This window comes from Lysinibacillus sp. FSL M8-0355 (assembly GCF_038008985.1).
GTDB classification, from domain to species: Bacteria; Bacillota; Bacilli; order Bacillales_A; family Planococcaceae; genus Lysinibacillus; species Lysinibacillus fusiformis_D.
On sequence record NZ_JBBPAI010000001.1, the window covers coordinates 2,769,246 to 2,789,823 of the forward strand.

At 37.8% G+C, this 20,578-nt stretch carries 21 protein-coding genes; 11 read left to right on the forward strand and 10 right to left on the reverse strand.

Going from position 1 to position 20,578, the window contains the following annotated elements; translation table 11 throughout:
- Window positions 1-272: 272 nt before the first annotated feature.
- Both ade and MKY46_RS13490 read right to left on the reverse strand, forming a co-directional pair.
- On the reverse strand, window positions 273-2,018 hold the full coding sequence (ade, locus tag MKY46_RS13485; protein WP_058844558.1) for an adenine deaminase: 1,746 nt from the start codon (window positions 2,016-2,018) through the stop codon (window positions 273-275).
- A gap of 94 nt (window positions 2,019-2,112) precedes the next feature.
- The gene (locus tag MKY46_RS13490) at window positions 2,113-2,535 is read right to left on the reverse strand and encodes a pyridoxamine 5'-phosphate oxidase family protein (protein WP_036123581.1); all 423 of its coding nucleotides are present in this window, start codon (window positions 2,533-2,535) and stop codon (window positions 2,113-2,115) included.
- Window positions 2,536-2,700: 165 nt separating this feature from the next.
- Here MKY46_RS13490 and MKY46_RS13495 point away from each other — a divergent pair, with 165 nt between their 5' ends.
- The 3 genes from MKY46_RS13495 (at window position 2,701) to MKY46_RS13505 (ending at window position 4,353) form a co-directional block, all read left to right on the forward strand.
- On the forward strand, window positions 2,701-3,327 hold the full coding sequence (locus tag MKY46_RS13495; protein ID WP_036123571.1) for a YczE/YyaS/YitT family protein: 627 nt from the start codon (window positions 2,701-2,703) through the stop codon (window positions 3,325-3,327).
- 110 nt (window positions 3,328-3,437) lie between these two features.
- Window positions 3,438-3,761: a PadR family transcriptional regulator gene (locus tag MKY46_RS13500; RefSeq protein WP_036123567.1), complete on the forward strand. Its 324-nt coding sequence runs from the start codon at window positions 3,438-3,440 to the stop codon at window positions 3,759-3,761.
- Window positions 3,748-4,353 (forward strand): DUF2812 domain-containing protein, encoded by a 606-nt coding sequence (locus MKY46_RS13505; protein WP_036123565.1) that lies wholly within the window; start codon window positions 3,748-3,750, stop codon window positions 4,351-4,353. Before MKY46_RS13500 ends, MKY46_RS13505 begins: the two co-directional genes overlap by 14 nt.
- A gap of 48 nt (window positions 4,354-4,401) precedes the next feature.
- Here the strand turns inward: MKY46_RS13505 and MKY46_RS13510 are convergent, their stop codons facing one another.
- The gene (locus tag MKY46_RS13510; protein WP_036123560.1) at window positions 4,402-5,037 is read right to left on the reverse strand and encodes a 50S ribosomal protein L25/general stress protein Ctc; all 636 of its coding nucleotides are present in this window, start codon (window positions 5,035-5,037) and stop codon (window positions 4,402-4,404) included.
- A 147-nt stretch (window positions 5,038-5,184) separates the two neighbouring features.
- Entirely contained in the window at window positions 5,185-5,889 is a 705-nt protein-coding gene (locus MKY46_RS13515) for a YjjG family noncanonical pyrimidine nucleotidase (RefSeq protein WP_036123557.1), read from the reverse strand.
- Between the two features lie 276 nt (window positions 5,890-6,165).
- Between MKY46_RS13515 and yfkAB the strand changes: the two genes are divergently transcribed.
- Window positions 6,166-7,278 (forward strand): radical SAM/CxCxxxxC motif protein YfkAB, encoded by a 1,113-nt coding sequence (gene yfkAB / locus MKY46_RS13520; RefSeq protein WP_058844552.1) that lies wholly within the window; start codon window positions 6,166-6,168, stop codon window positions 7,276-7,278.
- 442 nt (window positions 7,279-7,720) lie between these two features.
- Here the strand turns inward: yfkAB and MKY46_RS13525 are convergent, their stop codons facing one another.
- Together MKY46_RS13525 and MKY46_RS13530 are read right to left on the reverse strand one after the other, a co-directional pair.
- Window positions 7,721-8,713, reverse strand: coding sequence for an LLM class flavin-dependent oxidoreductase (locus MKY46_RS13525; RefSeq protein WP_036123551.1), 993 nt, complete (start codon window positions 8,711-8,713; stop codon window positions 7,721-7,723).
- A 75-nt stretch (window positions 8,714-8,788) separates the two neighbouring features.
- Complete coding sequence (locus tag MKY46_RS13530; protein ID WP_101966759.1) at window positions 8,789-9,214, reverse strand: hypothetical protein; 426 nt, start codon at window positions 9,212-9,214, stop codon at window positions 8,789-8,791.
- A 215-nt stretch (window positions 9,215-9,429) separates the two neighbouring features.
- On the opposite strand from MKY46_RS13530, the gene MKY46_RS13535 reads away from it, so the two are divergent.
- The 5 genes from MKY46_RS13535 (at window position 9,430) to MKY46_RS13555 (ending at window position 14,491) form a co-directional block, all read left to right on the forward strand.
- Window positions 9,430-10,197, forward strand: a complete 768-nt coding sequence (locus tag MKY46_RS13535) for a TSUP family transporter (protein ID WP_340834500.1) — start codon at window positions 9,430-9,432, stop codon at window positions 10,195-10,197.
- A 153-nt stretch (window positions 10,198-10,350) separates the two neighbouring features.
- On the forward strand, window positions 10,351-10,869 hold the full coding sequence (locus MKY46_RS13540; RefSeq protein WP_036123541.1) for a sigma-70 family RNA polymerase sigma factor: 519 nt from the start codon (window positions 10,351-10,353) through the stop codon (window positions 10,867-10,869).
- A complete protein-coding gene (locus MKY46_RS13545; protein ID WP_340834502.1) occupies window positions 10,862-11,752 on the forward strand; it encodes an RsiV family protein in 891 nt (296 codons plus the stop codon). The genes MKY46_RS13540 and MKY46_RS13545 overlap by 8 nt, the downstream gene beginning before the upstream one ends.
- A 148-nt stretch (window positions 11,753-11,900) precedes the next feature.
- On the forward strand, window positions 11,901-13,025 hold the full coding sequence (locus MKY46_RS13550) for an endospore germination permease (protein ID WP_036123536.1): 1,125 nt from the start codon (window positions 11,901-11,903) through the stop codon (window positions 13,023-13,025).
- On the forward strand, window positions 13,025-14,491 hold the full coding sequence (locus MKY46_RS13555) for a spore germination protein (RefSeq protein ID WP_036123533.1): 1,467 nt from the start codon (window positions 13,025-13,027) through the stop codon (window positions 14,489-14,491). The genes MKY46_RS13550 and MKY46_RS13555 overlap by 1 nt, the downstream gene beginning before the upstream one ends.
- A 55-nt stretch (window positions 14,492-14,546) precedes the next feature.
- On the opposite strand, the gene MKY46_RS13560 is transcribed toward MKY46_RS13555, so the two are convergent.
- From MKY46_RS13560 to MKY46_RS13570, 3 genes are all read right to left on the reverse strand, one after another.
- The gene (locus tag MKY46_RS13560) at window positions 14,547-14,966 is read right to left on the reverse strand and encodes an SRPBCC family protein (protein WP_036123529.1); all 420 of its coding nucleotides are present in this window, start codon (window positions 14,964-14,966) and stop codon (window positions 14,547-14,549) included.
- Window positions 14,967-15,205: 239 nt separating this feature from the next.
- Window positions 15,206-15,430 carry a PepSY domain-containing protein gene (locus tag MKY46_RS13565; protein WP_036123527.1) on the reverse strand — a complete coding sequence of 75 codons (225 nt, stop codon included), beginning with the start codon at window positions 15,428-15,430 and terminating at the stop codon, window positions 15,206-15,208.
- A 121-nt stretch (window positions 15,431-15,551) separates the two neighbouring features.
- The gene (locus tag MKY46_RS13570) at window positions 15,552-17,312 is read right to left on the reverse strand and encodes an ABC transporter ATP-binding protein (protein ID WP_058844551.1); all 1,761 of its coding nucleotides are present in this window, start codon (window positions 17,310-17,312) and stop codon (window positions 15,552-15,554) included.
- Window positions 17,313-17,728: 416 nt separating this feature from the next.
- Between MKY46_RS13570 and MKY46_RS13575 the strand changes: the two genes are divergently transcribed.
- The gene (locus MKY46_RS13575; RefSeq protein ID WP_036123522.1) at window positions 17,729-18,490 is read left to right on the forward strand and encodes a TerC family protein; all 762 of its coding nucleotides are present in this window, start codon (window positions 17,729-17,731) and stop codon (window positions 18,488-18,490) included.
- Between the two features lie 201 nt (window positions 18,491-18,691).
- Window positions 18,692-19,201, forward strand: a complete 510-nt coding sequence (locus tag MKY46_RS13580) for a ferritin (protein WP_036123519.1) — start codon at window positions 18,692-18,694, stop codon at window positions 19,199-19,201.
- A 180-nt stretch (window positions 19,202-19,381) separates the two neighbouring features.
- Here MKY46_RS13580 and MKY46_RS13585 read toward each other — a convergent pair whose 3' ends face one another.
- A complete protein-coding gene (locus tag MKY46_RS13585) occupies window positions 19,382-20,563 on the reverse strand; it encodes an iron-containing alcohol dehydrogenase (protein WP_036123516.1) in 1,182 nt (393 codons plus the stop codon).
- Window positions 20,564-20,578: the final 15 nt, after the last annotated feature.

Genomic DNA, 20,578 nt, shown 5'->3' on the forward strand with positions numbered 1-20,578 from the left:
TATTTGGAATTTGCTTATCTTCCAAATACGGCTCTTCAAACCTAGGCATTTTATCAGATGCCATTAACAATTTATAAAATCACCGCTTAACTACCATTTCCCGCAATCCCCCTTTTTTAAGAATTTATCTCTGTGCCAATTACACAAACCATTCTCTATTATTAAAAACATATTGTCTAATTATCGGAAGTATAAAAGATGTCTCAGAGCTACTTAGATCAACACGAAATACAAAAACGACCTAAAGCTTTAAGCTATTAGGTCGTTTTCGTCTATGCTTCTACAGAGATGTGCTGGAAGGTTGTCACATCAAATAATCCTGTATCTGTTAGTTTTAGTGCAGGAATGACTGGTAATGCCACAAAAGAAAACGTCAGTAGAAAATGGAAATCTAATGTTGGGTTGAGCGTCTTTAATGCACTATGCAAGCCTGCTAGCTGTTCCTTTGCTTGCTGAGCAGGGGCATCTGTCATCAAGCCGCCAATGGTTAATGGCATCTCCGCTAGAATTTTGCCATCTGCTACAATCACAAAGCCCCCTTGGATTTCTTGAATACGTGCAAGCGCAAGTATCATATCCTCATCGTTTGTCCCTACGACAAGGGCATTATGTGAATCATGTGCTACGGTTGTGGCTACTGCCCCTTTTTGTAAACCAAAGCCTTTGACAATGCCTAGGCCTGTCGTGTGTAAATGATGGTGTCGTTCAATTACGGCCAATTTCAGTAAATCTTGTTCTACAGATGGTTCAAAAACGCCTTCTTTCACAGGTACATCCATTACTACATGATTGGTAATGAGCTGATTTGGAACAATCTCCATAACATTAGCCTTCGTACCCTTTGTGAAAGCTAGTTGTAGCCTATCCTTTGTAATGGCTGGTAAATGCACTGATTGGTGGATATGAGCAGGAACAATTAGCTCTTGACGACTTGTCAGCATTTCTCCATTTTCAGCAACCTTTCGACCATTTTTCCATACAGCCTTTGCCTGCATCGTCGACAAATCCTCGACTAACACAAAATCTGCCTTATAGCCTGGGGCAAGTACCCCTCGATCAAATAAACGATAGCATTCTGCTGTGTTCACAGTTGCTAACTGGATTGCCTGTAATGGTGTCATCCCTTCGGCTATTGCCATAGCTATATCATAATTGATGCTGCCTTCATCGATTAACTCATCCACATATTTATCGTCTGTACAAAAACCAAAGCGACGAGCATTATGTGGCTGAACAGCCGGTAATAAATCACGTAAATTTTTAGCTGCTGAGCCTTCTCGAATCAGTACATACATCCCTTGCTCTACACGATCAATGGCTTCTTCGGCTGTCACACATTCATGATCTGTCAGTATGCCTGCAGCGCGATAGCCTGTAATTTGTTCGCTCTGTAAGCCAGCACAATGCCCATCGATTACTAGGTTTGCTTGCTGTGATAATAAAATTTTCTGAAGCATGCCCTCTTCCCCATTTAATACGGCTGGAAAATCCATGACTTCTGCCAAGCCACGAACTTGTTCATGTTTTAGAAATGACGCCAAATCCTGAGCTGTTAGTGTTGCACCTGCATTTTCAAACTGTGTACCAGGTACGCTTGATGGCAGCATCACAAAAATATCCATATCCGCTTTTTGTGCATCATCGAGCATAAATTGGATGCCTTCCGCTCCTGCGACATTGGCGATTTCATGTGGATCTGTGATGACTGTGGTAATACCATGAGGTAGTAAAACTCGACTAAATTCCCCCGGCGTTAGCATGGAAGATTCTATATGTATATGACCATCAATTAATCCAGGAATGACGTAGCTTCCTGCTGCATCCTGTTCCTCTTTTGCCTGAAATTTGTGGTTGTGATCCAGTGCCACAATCGTACCATTGTTCACAACAATGTCTGCCTTTTTCCACGTTAACGTATAAACATCGGCCACTTGAGCATTTCTCAGTATGAAATCTGCCTCTAATTTCCCTTGAGATGATAAGATATTTTGCGTTAACTTCTGTAATTTTGTTGTCATAGCCTATACTCCTTTTTCTTTTAAGAACTATCATGCCTGAAAAATACCGATCATTGCAAGTATTTATAGTAGTACAGTAAAAAACGACCATCCATCAATGGTCGTTCGAAAATTCTAGCTCTTTTGGTGGTTGCCCCTTTTTATTCATCAAGCGCATGCGAATAGGTTCAATTTTCAAGGTCACCATTTCGTCTTGATTACCAACGAAGATACTCGTAAAAAATTCAGCTAGTTTATTTTTTAACCCCTCTTCATGGACTTCCGTAAGCCGGCCCTCTATTTCAACATACGTATCCCCAAAGCCTTCATTTTCATAGCCATATAAAATATGGGTATAGGGATTTTTACGAAGTTCTTCCATTTTCTCTGAATGTTTATTCGTTACCGTATATAATACAAAGTCCTCATGTTGAAACGTCATGTAACGAGAGTACGGTTTTCCATTTTCTACAGTCGCCATCGTTCCAATCTTTTCTCGATTTAAAACTTCTAAAATTTCATCACGTACAGAAGTCATTTCATCCCATCCTTTCATCTACATATTTATTTTGCCCTCTCCTCAAAAAGCTAAACCGCCTTTTTTTGAAAAATGTGAAATGACAATTTTCGGCCATATTGAAAATTTATTTGTTATACTAATTGGATGGATAATAGGAATTTTCGGATAAATGAGGGTTAAAAAATGAAACAAGCTTTCTTTACGCGCTGTTTGTTTTTCATAACAGGCATTATCGTGCTATCTTTTGGCATCACATTAACAATTAAAGGGCAGCTTTTTGGCGTTGGCTCTTGGGATGTACTACATATTGGCTTAACAAAAACAGTGGGTTTAACAATCGGCACTTGGTCCATTATATTGGGACTTGCCATTTTAGCATTTGATATGCTGATCACAAAAAAATTTCCATTACCAGGGACCTTTATTGATATGTTTTTAGCAGGCATTTTTATTGATATATTTAATTATTGGTTGCCAGATATCGATGGATTTTGGATGCAACTTGTCTCCTATCTTACAGGGTTAGTTTTATTAGGCTGGGGTTGCGGTATGTACATGGTAGCCAATTTGGGAATCGGTCCACGTGATACGTTAATGTTAATGATGGTCCATAAGCTTGGCTGGAGTGTTACACGTTCTCGTACAACAATGGAAGTGACTGTCGCTGTTATTGGCTTTTTACTAGGTGGCCCTATTGGAATTGGTACAGTCATTATGGCATTTGGGCTTGGACCCATTGTACAATTTGCCTTAACCTATAATGAAAAATTATTTATGAGATGGACTGGCGTGAAAAGCGCTGTCGTATAAGCTTACAAGACAATGCAAAAATGCATTGTCTTTTTTTATACAGTTGCAATATACAGTCTAACTATATATAATCAAACTATATAGTTAAACTGTATAGTTGAGGTGACCTAATGAAAAAACATAAATTACTGCCTTTATCAGAAACCATGCATTATATTTTACTTGCTCTACGTGAACCGTTACATGGCTATGCAATGATGCAAAAAATCGAGGAAATGAGCGCTGGCAGTGTGAGAATTGCTGCTGGCACCATGTATGGGGCAATAGAAAATTTGTTGAAATATCATTGGATTACTCCTGTTGCAACCGAGGATTCTAGACGCAAGGTGTATCAAACAACCGCTGAAGGGCTAAATATATTAGCTATCGAGCAACAGCGATTGCAACGAATTTTATCTTTATATGAGGGAGCTGATGAACATGATAAAGTTTAAAATCTTTTTTGATATTGAAAAGGAAGAACAATGGTTAAATCAAATGTTATCCCAAGGCTTAGTTTGCACAAACATAAATTCAGCAGGTTTTTATACATTTAAACATACTACAGATCTTGAACAAGTTATCCGAATTGATTATCAGCAAGATCTTCGAAAAAAAGAGCAACCCAACTATAAGCAATTACATGAGGATTTTGGGTGGCGCCCTTTAAAAGAAAAGTCGTATGATGGAACCTACTATTGGTTAAAAAGAAAAGATGGCAACGATGAATTATTTTCGGATAATGATTCGTATATTGCTAAATATAAACGTTTAATGCAGCATGCAAGCCATTGGGCGTTACTCTCTTTTCTTTTGTTAATGATTTTGTATGCCAATGATGACTTCGATTCCTTTTTCAGTATAAAAGCTGCCTATTATACACCTGGCTTATGGGATAAAGAAGGTTTAGCATTCCTTTTGGCTTTTTTATTTGAAACACCCTTTGCCCTTATGCGCTTTATTCCACCTTGGCTATTTTTAGCAACATGTGGGATGTATGTAGTCGTTTATTATCGTTATCGGAAATCTATACAGCAGCTGTTATAGAAAATACCAAGGAGCCACTTACATAGCGTAAAATGGCTCCTCTTTCCTCTATGCTTCTGGTTCAGCACCGTTTTGTCCTGTTGCTTCTATCACTTCTGGTGTACCATCCACAGTATCATCTTCTTGTACATTTTCAGCAGGTGGTGGTGTAATCGTTGCTAATGTAAAGTCATCCTCTTGTAAAATTTCAAATGAAAACTGCCGACGTATATCTCCTACATAAAGAGACGTGCCGATCGCTACATTCGTAACATCAATTTCTATAGTTTCTGGAATTTCAGTTGGCTTCACTTTGATGCGTACCTCACGATTTGGCTGTAGCAGGAAACCGCCATCCGCAACACCGACAGCATGACCAGTCACTGTTACTGGAATGTCCACTTCTAGCTCCTCTGACATATTGATGGACTTAAAATCAACGTGTTTAACATTGCCCTTTAATGCACAACGTTGTACTTCTGTTAATACAGCATTAATTCGTTTTCCTTCTACATCTAGTTGAAAAACACTTTTCGTACCATGTGCTGCTAACATTTTTGCAAAGGTTCTAGCATCTAACGTAATAGCTGTTGATTCCATTTGAAAGCCGTAGACAACACCAGGAATGTCCCCATTTTGTCGAAGCTGTGTTAATGAAGATTGTCGTCCTTTTTGACGTTTACTGGCAGTTAAAACCATATTCATCGAATATTTCCCCTTTCATGGAAACTAGTCTCATAAAAGGTTTTGCCTTTTCTGTTGTATTTTATACCTACATTGTTTGATGAAAAAACGGATGATAAACTAAAAAACACCTCCTTTGTCCAGATAGCAAAGGAAGTGCCGTATTTCTTAATACAGAACTATTTTTTTATTTAATAACCCATGTAATTCATGCAATTTTTTAATTTCATAATGTGGTTCAATGTCGCTCGTGTTTTCAACATTACGGATGTTAAACCAGCATGTATCGATCCCTGATAGTAAACCACCTTTTATGTCTGACGTCAAAGAATCACCGATAATAAGCGTTTTAGCTTTATCAAAATGATCAATCCGTTCAAAAACATAATCAAAAAAGGCTGGCATCGGCTTTTGATAGCCCGTTTGCTCCGAAATAAAGATACCCTTAAAATATTGTGCTAAATTGGCATCCACTAATCGTTTATTTTGTGTCATCGTGATGCCATTTGACACAACATATAAATGATGACTTTCGGCTAATTGAGCAATGACTTCATAAGCCCCATCCACATAATGATGTGCCTCCTGTAAATATTTTTGGAACAGCGATTCAAAGTAGACGCCATCAACCTCTATCCCAAATTCTTTTAAAGCAATTGCAAATCGTGTATTATGTAGTGTATTTTTTGTTACTTCCCCACGCTCAAAAGCTCGCCACATCGTCTCATTTATCTCCTTGTAACGGGCAATCATCTCTGGCGTAGTAGCTATGTTTTCCTCTTTAAACATGCGGTCCAGCGCCGCATTTTCAGCTAAATCAAAATCTAGTAACGTATCATCCACGTCAAACAATAGTGTCTCATATTTCGTCATATCTGTTCCCACTTTCTTCGATGCATTGTGACTATTTACTCTCTACCATGATAACGTTTTTTATAAGAAATAACAGTAAAATGTCCTATAACAGAATATTAGGACATCAATGCGCTTTAACTCTTCAATTGCTAGCCAAATGGAACGGTGAACATTTTCCTATATTGGGTAAAAAAATGTTCGTCTAGTCCTAAAATAGTCCATTCGGTAATTTCATATTTGAAATTTTCGATGAATATGAGACAATAGAATGCTAGAAAGGAAGATGTACGAAAGATGACGACCTTACAAAAAATAACACCTGTCTTTGATCCATGGGAAGCGTATTTAGATGTGGAACAGCATGGACAAATGACACTATCAAATATTGAATTTACAACTACTAATCTTTGCAACATGCGCTGCGCTCACTGTGCAGTAGGCTATACATTACAAAATAAAGACCCTGAGGCACTACCTATAAACTTAATTTTACAGCGCTTAGACGAGATACCTCATTTAAAAACACTCAGCATTACAGGTGGAGAACCGATGATGAGTAAAAAGTCTGTTCAAAACTATGTATTGCCGCTTTTAAAATACGCACACGAACGAGGCGTACGCACACAAATCAACTCCAACTTAACATTAGAGCCAGCTCGTTATGTATTGATTGCCCCTTATCTAGATGTCCTTCATATTTCTCATAACTGGGGAACGATTGATGAATTTGTAGAAACCGGCTTTGCCATGATGGAGCGCAAACCAACTTATGACCAACGTGCAGCTTTATTCCAACGCATGATTGATAATGCTAAAATGCTAGCTGAGCATGGTGTTATGGTATCTGCTGAAACGATGTTAAATAAAAAAACATTGCCTTATTTAGAGCATATCCATCATCAAATCATTGAGGAAATGAAGTGTGCGAGACATGAGGTACACCCAATGTACCCATCAGACTTCGCAAGTGCACTTAGTTCTTTATCATTAGAAGAAACGCGTGAAGCCATTCACCACCTACTTGATATTCGTGATGAAAATACATGGATGCTGTTTGGCACACTCCCATTCTACCCTTGCAGTAGGAATGAAGAGGATCAAAAATTGCTGCACCGTCTGCGCACAGCGAAGAATGTCACAATGAGAAATGACCCAGACGGTCGTTCTCGATTAAACATCAATATTTTTACAGGCGATGTGATTGTCACAGATTTTGGTGATACACCAGCACTTGGCAATATTGTGCATGACGAGCTACCAGCTATTTTTGACAAATGGATGGCAACAGACTTAGCAAAATCACTCAACTGCCACTGTCCAGCAGTCAAATGCTTAGGGCCAAATGTTCTTGTGAAAAATATGTATTATCAAGATGCCGCATTTGTGAGTGGCTCTGCTCGCGTATAAATGTTTTCCAGTAAGTACAAATAACTTTAAATAGATAACCTCCATATTGACCAAAGTTTGATCCAAGAAGAGTTTCACTAAATTGCTTATTTACTTAATTTATATTTTTTATAATTTGTTCAACAAGGTATAAAAAATAATGAATGGTCTATACTATTAAAGATTTCACTTCAAATCCAATGACTGGGAGGGTTAACCCGATGAGTGCGATTGATCGATAACTCAGAAGGACCATCAAAGCTGAGTAAAGTACAGTTTTCTTAGGAATATCTTAAGATCCTATACGGAAGCGAGGCAGTGTGTCATGGAGAAAAAAATGTAGTGGTAATCAGACCCGGAAATTTATTTCCGGGTTTTTCTATGTTGTGTGCAAGCCCATGGCCAATAAAAAATCACCTCGACGACTACATACACGAGGTGATTTTATCAAGCTTTATTCGTTCTATATTAATTCCTTTGCCAGGAATTTGTAGGTATTCAAACGACTTTCTAGTTCATATTGATTACAATTCAGCATGACTTCATCGAAACCATACTTCTCTTGCTCAGCGATTAAAAATGCAGCAATGTCTTTTGGTGTCCCAACAAGATTCGCCTTACGGTTATTGTCAATTGTCATTTTATCCATTTCCGACAACGGATAATCCTTTGCTTCTTCTGGTGACATCGTTTGAATGATTTGCCCCTTCATCAGTTGAAGACGAGAGATATCAATTGGTTTTGCCAAATATTCCGCTTCTTCTAAAGTTGGTGCAACCGTTGCTGCATATGTCACAATAATTTGTGGCTTTTCCATATAATAAGAAGGCGTAAAATAGGATTTATAGGCATCAAAAATATCCTTCGACATATTGCCAGTGAAGAATTGTGCATATGAATAGCCTACTCCAAGCTGTCCAGCCTGCATAGCACTTTGTCCACTCGATCCTAGTAACCAAGCCTCTGGTAATGAAATATGAGCAGGGGCTGCGATGACTTGATCATAGACATGCTCACCTGTTTTTTGATTATTCATCAGCTTTAAAACGATTTCGAGCTTATCATACTGTTCCGTGAAGCGTTGACGTCTTCCCTCTGCTAATGCATAAATAGCGGCATGGTCGCCACCTGGCGCTCTACCTACACCAAAATCAATCCGATTCGGTGCTAAACCAGATAATGTCTTAAATACCTCTGCTAGCTTATAAGGCGAATAATGCATCATCATAACGCCACCTGTGCCAATGCGAAGACGTTTTGTTTTCGCAGCTAAAAAAGCGGCAGTCACTTCAGGAGCTGAACTTGCTAGTGACTGACTATTGTGATGTTCAGCTAGCCACATACGATGATAGCCAAGTTCTTCACCTAGTAGTGCCAGTTGTTCTGTACGTTGGAAGGCTTCCTCTGCAGAATGACCTTTTGGAATGGGCATTTGATCTAACATACTTAATCTCATTTAAAACATCCTCTCTGTCTCTAAGCTCCCCCTTTTACTGTAATACAGTTTGGATGATTTACAAAATAAAAAACCTTACTCATAAGCTAGTTGTTTCTTTTCCCATGTTTGATAGACCATGCCGACTAGCTTTTGTTGTTGCTGCTGGTTCAATACTACATCTTTAAATTTCATCGCCTGAAGTGAGAATTGCTGCGTTTGTTCGTTGACAACAAATTGTAAGATAGCATGTCCTTTTTCACCTTGAAACGTAATATCACCCGATAATTCAACAACCTGCTCCCCTGTTTTTGCTTGATAATAACGCCAGTACGGTTCAAAAAAAGCATAATTAAACGCATTTCGAACTGTGACATCTGAAAAATTCTCCAAATAGCCTTCTTTTACGGTATCAATATAATCATGGTCTGTTATATCTTTTTTTGCATTAAAGACATATCCTACAAGCACTCCCATAAAAACCACACAGAGAAATACGCGTAGATGATTTCCTAAACTCATGTCATCACGTCCCCTTTACGTAAAAACACCATCATTTACATAATACATCAAAATAATGACTTCAAGTAGAAATTATTTGAATAATGTAGCAATTACATTCATTTTCTATAAAACCTCTCCATGTACTTAAGCCCAAAAATAATCGATAGTATATTTACAGCTTATCTTCAGTTCGCTACTATCAGATTATTATGATAGAAAAGAGATGACCTGTTGTGCCTTTTGAATTAGATGTAAATATTTTAATGATCTTACTTCTTTTTGGTTTTTTAGCAGCATTTATTGATTCAGTGGTGGGAGGCGGTGGCCTTATTTCTTTACCCGCCCTTATGTTTGTTGGTCTTCCACCCTCTGCTGCAGTAGCAACAAATAAATTAGCAGGTACGATGGGATCGCTGACTAGCACAGTGACATTTTATCGCTCTGGTAAGCTAGATATTAAAGCCGTCTATAAGTTATTCCCCTTTGTCTTTTTCGGCTCTATGTTAGGTGCTTGGATTGTCCACTTAATGGACCCCAGTGTTCTCAAGCCACTAATGCTGATAATGCTTGCAGCAGTGGCTATCTACACCATTTTCAAAAAAGACTGGGGAAGTATATCGAGCTATAAAACATTAACACCAAAACGTTATCTCATTTTTGTTATGGTGATTACACTAGTTGGATTTTATGATGGCTTTTTAGGTCCTGGAGCAGGCTCATTTTTACTTTTTGCTTTTCTTATGGTTGGTTTTGACTTTTTACAATCAGCAGGAAATGCAAAATTTTTAAATTTCGGCAGTAATATAGCTGCCCTTCTTATGTTTATATACTTAGGACAAATAAATTATGCTTATGGTCTACCGATGGGACTTGCACAAATTGCAGGTGCTATTGTTGGCTCTAAATTTGCGATTAAACGCGGCAGTGGCTATGTACGTAAATTATTTATCGTTGTGACCATTCTATTACTCTTGAAAAATACATATGACTATTTTTCATAATCAGCATTATGCTTATGTATGCCGATACTATTGAAGGATAAAACTTATCTCAATCGAGGTAAGTTTTTTTCATGGATTAAACTTTTTCCCTCTACTCGCACGTCTAGATAGTGTATACAATTTGACAATGTTAAAAAAGGAGCTTCTTTGGACATGAAAACAAGAAATGCATTTCAACATGAAGAGGTGTTTGTCCAATTCATTCGTGAACAAAAAGAGCGTTTTTATATGCTCGCGTATAGCTATACAAAAAATGAACAGGACGCACTAGATGTTGTACAGGACAGTATCCAAAAAGCCATGCTCTCATTAGATCGACTTGAAAATGTGACCTATATGAAAAGCTGGTTTTACAAAATAGTTGTCCGTACGGCCATTGATTTTTTGCGTAAGCATAAACGCTTACAAGTAACAGATGATGATACATTACAATATTTAACGCCAGCTCAAGAGGATGTTTATGAGAACGTAGACTTGGAGCATGCGTTGGATGAGCTCCCACAAATGTATCGTGAGGTTGTCATTCTCCATTATTTTGAGGATTTAAAGCTCGCTGACGTAGCGAACATCCTTGATATTAAGTTGAGTACAGCCAAATCGCGTCTTTATAAAGCGTTAAAACTATTGAAAATACAATTGGAAGATGTGAAGGGAGAAACTGCACATGGATAAAAAATTACAAAAATTAGAAAAACAATATATGGAGGTTCCTATTCCAAAGGAGCTAGACTTTGTGGTTGAAAGCGCACTAAAACAAGGTCGAAAAAAGAAAAAAAATCGCACACCACAATGGTTACTTGGATCAGCGGCTGCGGCTATGCTGTTTACAGCTAGTTTAAATGTTAGCCCTGCAATGGCACGAACACTTTCTGAAATCCCTGTTGTTGGTAGTGTGGTGAAAGTATTAACTTGGACTGAATATGAGGTGGCAGAAGATAATTATGATGCCAACATTCAAGTTCCTTCCATTGAAAATTTAGAGAATCAAGAGCTTGCCAATGCTTTAAATGGAAAATATCGTGCAGAGGGGAAAGCCCTTTATGATAATTTTATTGCTGAGGTTGGAGATTTAAAAGCTAGTGGTGGTGGACATTTAGGTGTTGATAGCGGCTTTGAAATCAAAACAGATAATGACCAAATTTTATCGATTGGCCGTTATGTGGTGAATACGGTTGCTTCCTCTTCAACGGTCATGCAATACGATACAATCGACAAGCAAAATGAAATTTTAATTACACTACCAATGCTCTTTAAAGATCAACAATATGTTGAGACAATTAGTGAAAATATTAAGGAACAAATGCGTACACAAATTGCAGAATCTAATCAAGAAAAAATTTACTGGGTGAAAGGCGCAGGCCTTCCCGATGAAGAATTAATGGAAGCATTTACAACCATTAAACCGGATCAACCATTCTATATTTCAGATCAAGGGAAACTAGTGATTTCCTTCGATAAATACGAAGTAGCACCAGGCTATATGGGAGTTGTAGAATTTGAAATCCCAACAGATGTGCTAAAAGGAGATCTAGTTAGCACGAAATATATTCACTAATTGAGCTTACTATTCATAGGACGAGGTATTTGACGATTGAATCATCAAATACCTCGTTTTTTCATGAGGTCATGCCATTTTTTGCTTATAAAAATGACTTTTTTTGTCTAAGCTAGTATGTATCAATCAATGTTAGAGGGTTTTCATCATGAAAGGTGTAGGATCAATCAGTATTTTACATGTCATCTTCCTATCTATGACTGTTATTGGCTTAAAAAATCATGTAACGATTATTCCCCCGCTGTTAGATGTAGCCAAAAGAGATGGTTGGCTATCGGTTTTACTTGCTGGAGGAGTCATTTTCTTTTGGCTATTTCTATTAGTATATATTCAATCGAAGTCTAAACAGGAACCCATTCGAGACTGGTTAAACGAAAAAATCGGAAACATTGGCTCTTCTATTGTCATTTATACAATTGTCATTTTTATAATGATTATTACAGCTTTTACGATGGTTGAAACCTTGCAATGGGTTAACACAACATTTTTACCGCAAACGCCCGTTATCATCCTATTATTTATCTATACCATTTTGTGTATTCTTCTGGTGACGACGAGCTTGCAGACAATTGTGATTTTAAATGTCTTTGTGTTATTCGGAGTTGTGGTGTTTGGCTTTTTTGTTGCCTTTACCAACCTACAAGTAAAAGACTATGATTTATTACGACCGTTTTTTGAACATGGTTTCCAGCCCGTTTTTCGAGGCATGATTTTCCCAGCATCAGGGTTCATAGAGCTTTTAATGCTACTATTTTTACAACATCAATTTAAAGAACGAATTCGGTGGTATCACTTTGTCATTATGCTATCGATCTTAGTGGGACTCACATTAGGGCCATTAATTGGAGCCATTACCGAATTTGGACCAAGTGAAGCGGCTAAACAACGCTATCCTGCCTATGAAGAATGGGGTTTAGTGACAATCGGGCGCTATATTGAACATCTAGACTTTTTCTCTATTTACCAATGGCTAACAGGGACCTTTATTCGCGTTAGCTTCCTTTTGTATATCGTGGCAGATTTATTAAAAATGACCGGCAATCCGAAGCGAATATGGCAAATGCTTGCTCCTCCCTTCTTTATACTTTGCTTGCCACTCATTATGTTAAATGAAAATTTATTTTTAAAGGTAAAAGGAAATTATATCCTAACTTCTACGTTTATCTTTTTCTTTGCCCTGTCAATTTTTTTCGTAATCGTAGCTTTCTTGTCGGATAAATCTTCTAAAAAGGGGAAAACTGAAAAACAAGACATGAAAAGTGGTGAATCGTAATGCCTCAGCACGAGCAGGCGCTAGATCTTAGTACGCTCAGAAAATTATTTCAAAAATCGGCAGATATTCAATTTCAAGAATACACCTTTAATCAGCAAAAAGTACATTTCATTACATGTGATGCGATGATTGATCAACAAATGCTCAATGAAGTGATTATTGAACGTATTCAATATTTATTTGACCATTTGGATGAGGTCCCCCTTGAAGAGAATATTGCTAGGCATCTTCATATTCCGAGTATTCAAAAAATAGAAGACAAGGAACAGCTAATTACATTTGTTTATAGTGGTTTCCTGTTGCTGTATTTTGATGAAGATAATCTTTTATATGCTAGTAATATTGCGCATAAACCTAATCGTCAACCTGAAGAAACGCGCATGGAGGTTCTTGTTAAAGGACCGAGGGATAATTTCATTGAAGATATTCGCGTCAATATCGCACTGTTACGAAAACGATTGCCAACCAATTCCTTTTGTGTAGAAAAAATGGAGCTTGGGAAACGTTCAAAAACAACGGTTGCTATACTTTATTTTGATGATATTGTGGATATGGATATTTTACATGGGATTAAAAAGCAGCTAGCAGCCGTAGATACAGATATTGTATTTAGTGGTGATTTATTGATGGAACGGGTCAATAAAAATTCTAAGCTTTTTCCAAAGTTTGATTACACAGGGCGACCTGATTATGCCGTTCAAGCCTTAGCAAGAGGTCGATTTATAATTTTTGTTGATGGTGTTGCCTATGCTGTCGTTACACCAGTCAATCTGTTTTTATTACTTAAATCGGCTGAGGATAATGAATATCCTATTATCTTCAGTTCCCTCGAACGATTATTAAGGATATCAGGTATTTTAATCGGCTTACTACTGCCTGCATTTTGGCTAGCTTTAACGACCTATCATCAAAATCAATTACCGTTACAGCTACTCGCAACCGTTGTGCAGGCTAAATCGGGCTTACCGCTCCCCTCTTCGCTTGAAATGCTCTTGATGTTGCTAATGTTTGAATTGTTTCGTGAGGCAGGCTTACGTCTACCCTCTGTTATTGGTGGGACCATCAGTGTGGTAGGCGGATTAATTATCGGAGATGCTGCCATTCGAGCAGGGGTAACAAGTCCTGAAATGATTGTTGTGATTGCTATTTCTACTATTGCCTCTTTTACATTGGTCAATCAATCGCTTGTTACATCCGTTAGTATTTTAAGGATTGCCTTTATTTTTGCCAGTGCCTTTTTTGGACTGTTTGGCTTCTTTGTTTCATTATATTTAACACTCCTTTACCTATGTAATATTCGCATTTATGGCTACTCCTACATGAATCTGGCAACAGATTTAAATTGGGCTACCATTAAAAAATCCATCTTTCGTTTATCACCTAAGGGTTATACAGAGCGTAACAAAGCACTTGCTCCTCAGGATTATACACGAACATCAAAAGGTCACGAAAACAAAGAGTCCTAAAAACAAAGCAAATAGCATCCCTTCAAAAATGGTAGGGATGCTATTCTTTGTACACTCAAATAGTTTGTGCCCTTTCTTTGATACTGTCTAGCACGCTTTCCCAATGACGTTTCATTTCTTCTCGTACAGTCTGATCAGAAAGATGCTCTTGATGAAAGCTAATCGTCGTTTTATGTCGTTCTTTAGGTAGAATACGGATTTGTACAGTGGATGGTCTTGACCACGCTTCTTTTTGCCACGTGAGTCGAAGCTGCTCTAATGGTTTAACAATCCTGATTTCCCCTGTCCCTGTCCTTGAATGGTATTTATGCCCAGCTTCAAAAATAATCGTAGTACCTTCTCCTAACCAGGAATGTACTCCTTCTGCCGTCGTAATAAGCGCCCATGCTTGCTCCTGTGAAATTGGAAATGTCCTTCTAACCCCTACTTGAAAGCCTACACTTTTTGTTTGACCAATGATTTGTTGGTTATCCATTACTTCACCTCATCTATTTCATCATTTTTACTAGTGATTGTTCTATTCGACTTTTTTGCGTATTATTCCTTTCACCATTCAAAAATTTTGCTAACCTATCTAATCCCGCTTCAACATTACTAATTATTTCTATACTAAGTGTGCTTTTAATCAACGAGCTGAGGCCTTTTCATGATCAATAAAAAAAACCCAAGCTCAAAATCATTTGAGTACTTGAGCTATGCTTATTAAAACAAGAATTAGTCGTAATCATTCTCTTCTTCTATTTTTCGAATGACACCTGTCTTTGCATTTACTTCAACTTCATAAATCTTATTTTGAGCAGTCAAAATAAATATTTCATAGACCAAAGTCCCGTTTTCCATATCCATGCCATAATGTATGATTTGACCTGGTACTCTTTGTACAGCAATTTGCATGGCTTGTTGAAGAGATATCCTTTGATTATTTGATGGCATAACCATTCAATCATCCTCCCCTTGCTACATAAACCTATACTATGCATGTATGTGTTTTTATGACAATGCTTGAGAATATGTGTCAAATAGAAAAGGGAGATTGTTTTAAAACAATCTCCCCATTTCTCTACGTTAGTTCAACAAAATCTTGTTGTCTGCTTTGTTCCGATTGTCCCTTACGAAATTGAATATGATGAAGCTTCGCAAAAAGTCCATTTTGAGCCACTAGCTCATCATATGTACCATCTTCTTCAATACCGTTCGATGTCACAACTAGCACGCGGTCTGCATTACGAATAGTTGCCAATCGGTGAGCAATAACTAATGTTGTGCGATTTTCAGCTAGCTCTGTTAACGATTGCTGGATAATCATTTCTGTTTCTGTATCTAATGCAGAAGTTGCCTCGTCTAAAATTAAGATCGGTGGGTTTTTCAGGAACATACGAGCAATTGCTAATCGTTGCTTTTGACCCCCTGATAATTTCAAGCCACGTTCACCAATTTGCGTGTCGTAGCCATCTGGCAGCTCTGCGATAAATGATTGTAAATGGGCCTTTTTCGCTGCCTCTCGAATTTCTGCTTCACTTGCGTCTAATTTTCCGTAGGCAATGTTTTCACGAATCGTCCCTGTAAATAAAAAGACGTCCTGCTGTACGATACCAATTTGAGCACGTAATGAAGCCTGCGTCATATTGCGAATATCAATACCATCTATCGTAATAGCACCTTCTGTCACCTCGTAAAATCGAGGAATTAACGAACAAATCGTTGTTTTACCCGCACCTGATTGTCCAACAAAGGCAATGGTTTGTCCGGCTTTTACATCAAATGATAGATCACGTAAAACCTGTTTCGATGCATCATAATTAAAATGAACATTGTTGAATGCGATATCACCTGCTAAGTGCTTGATGACCTTGGCATCCTCACGATCTTGAATTTCTGGCTCCTGCTCAATTAATTCACGGAAGCGCTTAAAGCCAGCCATCCCCTTAGGATAAAGCTCTAATAATGCACTAATTTTATCAATTGGTTTAATCAAAACATTCGTATATAAGACAAAGCTTACTAGTTCACCGTAAGAAAGCTTTCCATTAAAGCTTAACCAAGCACCGACAACAAGTACCACTAATGTTAAAAGGCGTGTCATCATGTAGATACTGGAGTGTGTTCCTGCCATTATTTTATAGGCATATAATTTTGCCGCACGGAAAAATCCATTCTGTTCTTTAAATCGGCTAATTTCAAAAGCTTCATTAGTAAAGGATTTTACGACGCGCACACCGGATACACTGTCCTCCACACGTCCATTGACATCAGCAATTTTGCCGTACATTGTTTTCCATGCATTATTCATTTTGACATTACTAAAGGTCACTAGCCATGTTAAAAACGGCACCATAATCACTGCAATCAAAGCGAGCGTTGGGTTCACATTAAACATAATAGCAAAGGCCCCAATAAAGGTCATAATCGCTATAAATAAATCCTCTGGCCCGTGATGAGCAAACTCCCCTATATCAAATAAATCGTTAGTAATACGACTCATAATATGACCTGTTTTTGTATTATCAAAGAAACGGAATGATTGTCTTTGTACATGTGTAAATAATTCCTGTCGCATATCTGTTTCAATATTAATGCCAAGTTTATGACCTAAATAGTTGACGATAAAGTTCAAAAAAGTACTAATGGCATATACAAGCAGCAATAACACACTCACTTTTACAATCATGCCCCAATCGCCTGATGGCAACAGTTCATCGATAAACCACTGTACAGCTAACGGAAAGGCAAGCTCTAAAATGGCTACAATAATAGCACTCGAAAAATCGATGACAAACAATCGTTTATGTGGCTTGTAATAGGAAAAAAATTTTCTATACATGTTTGTCTCCTTTCTAAGTTGTAAAAATTTCGCCTATCTTTTAATAGTAACATTTGTGCAATGGTAACGGAAAAGTATTTTTTCCCCATAGCAGTATATTTTTATTTACTTTCATTTTGTCACATGCTATTATAAAAGTAAGAATTGAATAGCTTTTGACTTTATTGTCAAAGGGGAGTAGCTAGCAGATGCGATCGATGCATCTGATTTCACATTCGTCATTACATGGTATCTTACCATCGGGTGTGTTGGCATTTTTTGTCACACAGAATTTATTCTGTGGAATGAACAGTTAATTGCTTAGCAAGACCTTTGCCTGTTTTTTAGGCAGAGGTCTTTTTCTTTTGCTTAAAATAGGGAAAGAATAAGTTAGCAAGCCATTCATTTCTGTTCAACAATTAAAGGAGGAAATACATTTGGAGGCAATTATTTTAGAATACGCATGGGTACTTGTCGTATTAATCGTACTAGAAGGTTTGTTAGCTGCTGACAATGCTGTCGTAATGGCTGTTATGGTTAAGCATTTACCAAAAGCTCAACAACAAAAAGCTTTATTATATGGATTAGTTGGGGCATTTATTTTCCGCTTTGCCGCACTATTCCTTATTACAACACTCGTTAATTTCTGGCAAATTCAGGCAATTGGTGCTGCTTATTTATTGTTTATGTCAATAAAGCATATTTATGATTCCCGGAAAGCCTCGCAAAACTCCGAGGAAGTACAAGAGCCTAAAAAGAAATCTGGCTTCTGGATGACAGTTGTGAAAGTAGAGCTTGCTGATATTGCATTCGCAGTAGACTCTATTTTAGCAGCGGTAGCGATTGCTGTCACACTACCACATATCGGTGATTTTGATATCGGTGGCATTAATGCAGGTCAGTTTGCTGTTATGTTCTTAGGTGGTATTATTGGTGTGATCATGATGCGTTTCGCAGCTCGTTGGTTTGTGAAAGTTCTTGATAAATTCCCATCACTTGAAACAGCTGCCTTTCTAATTGTTGGTTGGGTTGGTGTGAAACTAGCTGTGTTAACACTGGCACATGAGAAATTAGGCGTGATTCCACATGAATTCCCGCACTCGACTATTTGGAAAGCAATTTTCTGGATTGTTTTAGTTGCTATCGCACTTGGTGGCTACTTAATCGGTGTCAAAAACCAAAAGAAACAAGAACAATAAGACAAAAAACATCGCTTCGATTCATGTCGAGGCGATGTTTTCGTATTTCCTTCAAAGGAAAACGTACAAATTTTCTAATTGAGAACTAATATCAATTAACTTTTGCACAATTTGCCTCGAAAATTAAATTTTTTGTATGTAACCCCCTTTACACTGTATACTAGTAAAGAAGTCATTTACTGCAAAAGGAGGAAAACTTTTATGTTATCTGAAAAATTACACACAGCTCTTAACGAACAAATGAATTTTGAATTTTACTCTGCCCATGCTTATATGGCAATGGCAGCCTATTGCACAGACCAAGATTATGATGGCTTCGCTAACTTCTTTTTAGTCCAAGCCGAAGAAGAACGCTTCCATGCCATGAAATTTTATAATTTCTTAAGTGATATGGGCTATCGTGCAACAATACAAGGCTTTGAAAGCCCAGGTAATCATTTTGATTCGATTTTAGACGCCTTTAAAACAGCTCTATCGCACGAAAAAGAAGTAACACGACGCATTTACAATTTATCAGACATTGCTTTAGATGAACGTGAGCATGCGACTATGGCATTCTTAAAATGGTTTATCGATGAGCAGGTAGAGGAAGAATCAACATTCGATACATTAATCCGCAAAATTGAGCGTATTGAAAATGACTCCAATGCTATCTTTATGCTAGATGCAGAATTAGCTTCGCGTACATTTACACCTGATGCTGAAGCATAAAACATAGTTTTTTTTAAAATCATGAATCATTAGCTAAGAAATGACAAAAGCTACGAAGTTTCATCATAGAAGCTTCGTAGCTTAATTTTTGTACTACAGCTAATTCTGTAGGTGATCGTAATAAAAATTATAATCTGCATAAAAAAGAAACGTCAAAAATCAACGTTTCTCTTTTCTTAATTATGATTGTTTAGGCTCTCGAACTTCTCCATCAAATGCAGCTCGATAAATAGCATAGATATCTTCTCGTTCTAGTGGCATCGGGCTTCGTGCTAAAATTCTTGTTTGTTTCGTTGCATCATCCGTTAATTGTTCTAAGGCTTGTTCTGGTATATTAAATCCTTTTAATGTGGAAGGAATATTAACATCTTGAACGAGTTTTTGTAATGCGTCGACGCATTTATAGGAAGCCTCTTCTTGCGATAAATAGGCAGATGCTATACCCATTGCATCTAAAATATCTTTCAGACGTTTTTCACAGCTTTGACGAATATAGCCCATAACATATGGCAATAGCACTGCATTGGAATCACCATGTGCAATATGGAATTGGCCGCCAAGTGGATAGGCTAACGCATGGACACCAGCTACACCAGCATTGAAGAATGCCAAGCCTGCTAAATAGCTGCCATAGCTCATATCTGTTCGAGCCTGCTTATCTTGCCCCTCATGGACAGCCGTTCGAATCGAATGACTAATTAATCGAATAGCTTGCAGGGCAAGGGCATCTGTTACCTCGTTCGCATTCACTGATACATAAGCTTCAATGGCATGTGTGAGGGCATCCACACCTGTAGCAGCCGTTACCTTTGGTGGTAAAGAAATCGTTAAAGCTGGATCTACAATTGCTACATCTGCTAATAAATAATCATGTGTTACGACATCCTTCGTTGTGTCGAGTGATAGCACAGAGATATTCGTTACCTCTGAGCCTGTCCCAGAAGTAGTTGGAATTAAGATTTTGGGCAGCCCTTTATTGTCCAATGTTTTTGTCCCTGTTAGGTTTAAATAATCTGCGACTTGTCCCTCATGTGTTGCTAATACAGCAGCGAGCTTTGCTAAGTCTAATGCACTTCCCCCACCTACACCAATGACTAAATCGAACTGATGATTTCGAGTAAAATCTACAAGCTTTTCGCCAATGGCAAGCGGTGGCTCTGGTGCAATTTCCGTATAAATAGTGGTTGTATACCCCTTTTCAATTAAAGGTTTTTCAACATGATCTGTTAACCCTATTTCTTTTAATAATGGATCTGTCACAATCAAAATATTGCGCGCGTTCAATTTCTCTACCTCTATCAGGAGCTGACTTAAGCTTCCCCAGCCGGTATAGCTTGTAGGTGTAAAGGTTAATTTATGCATGGCTTCTCTACTCCT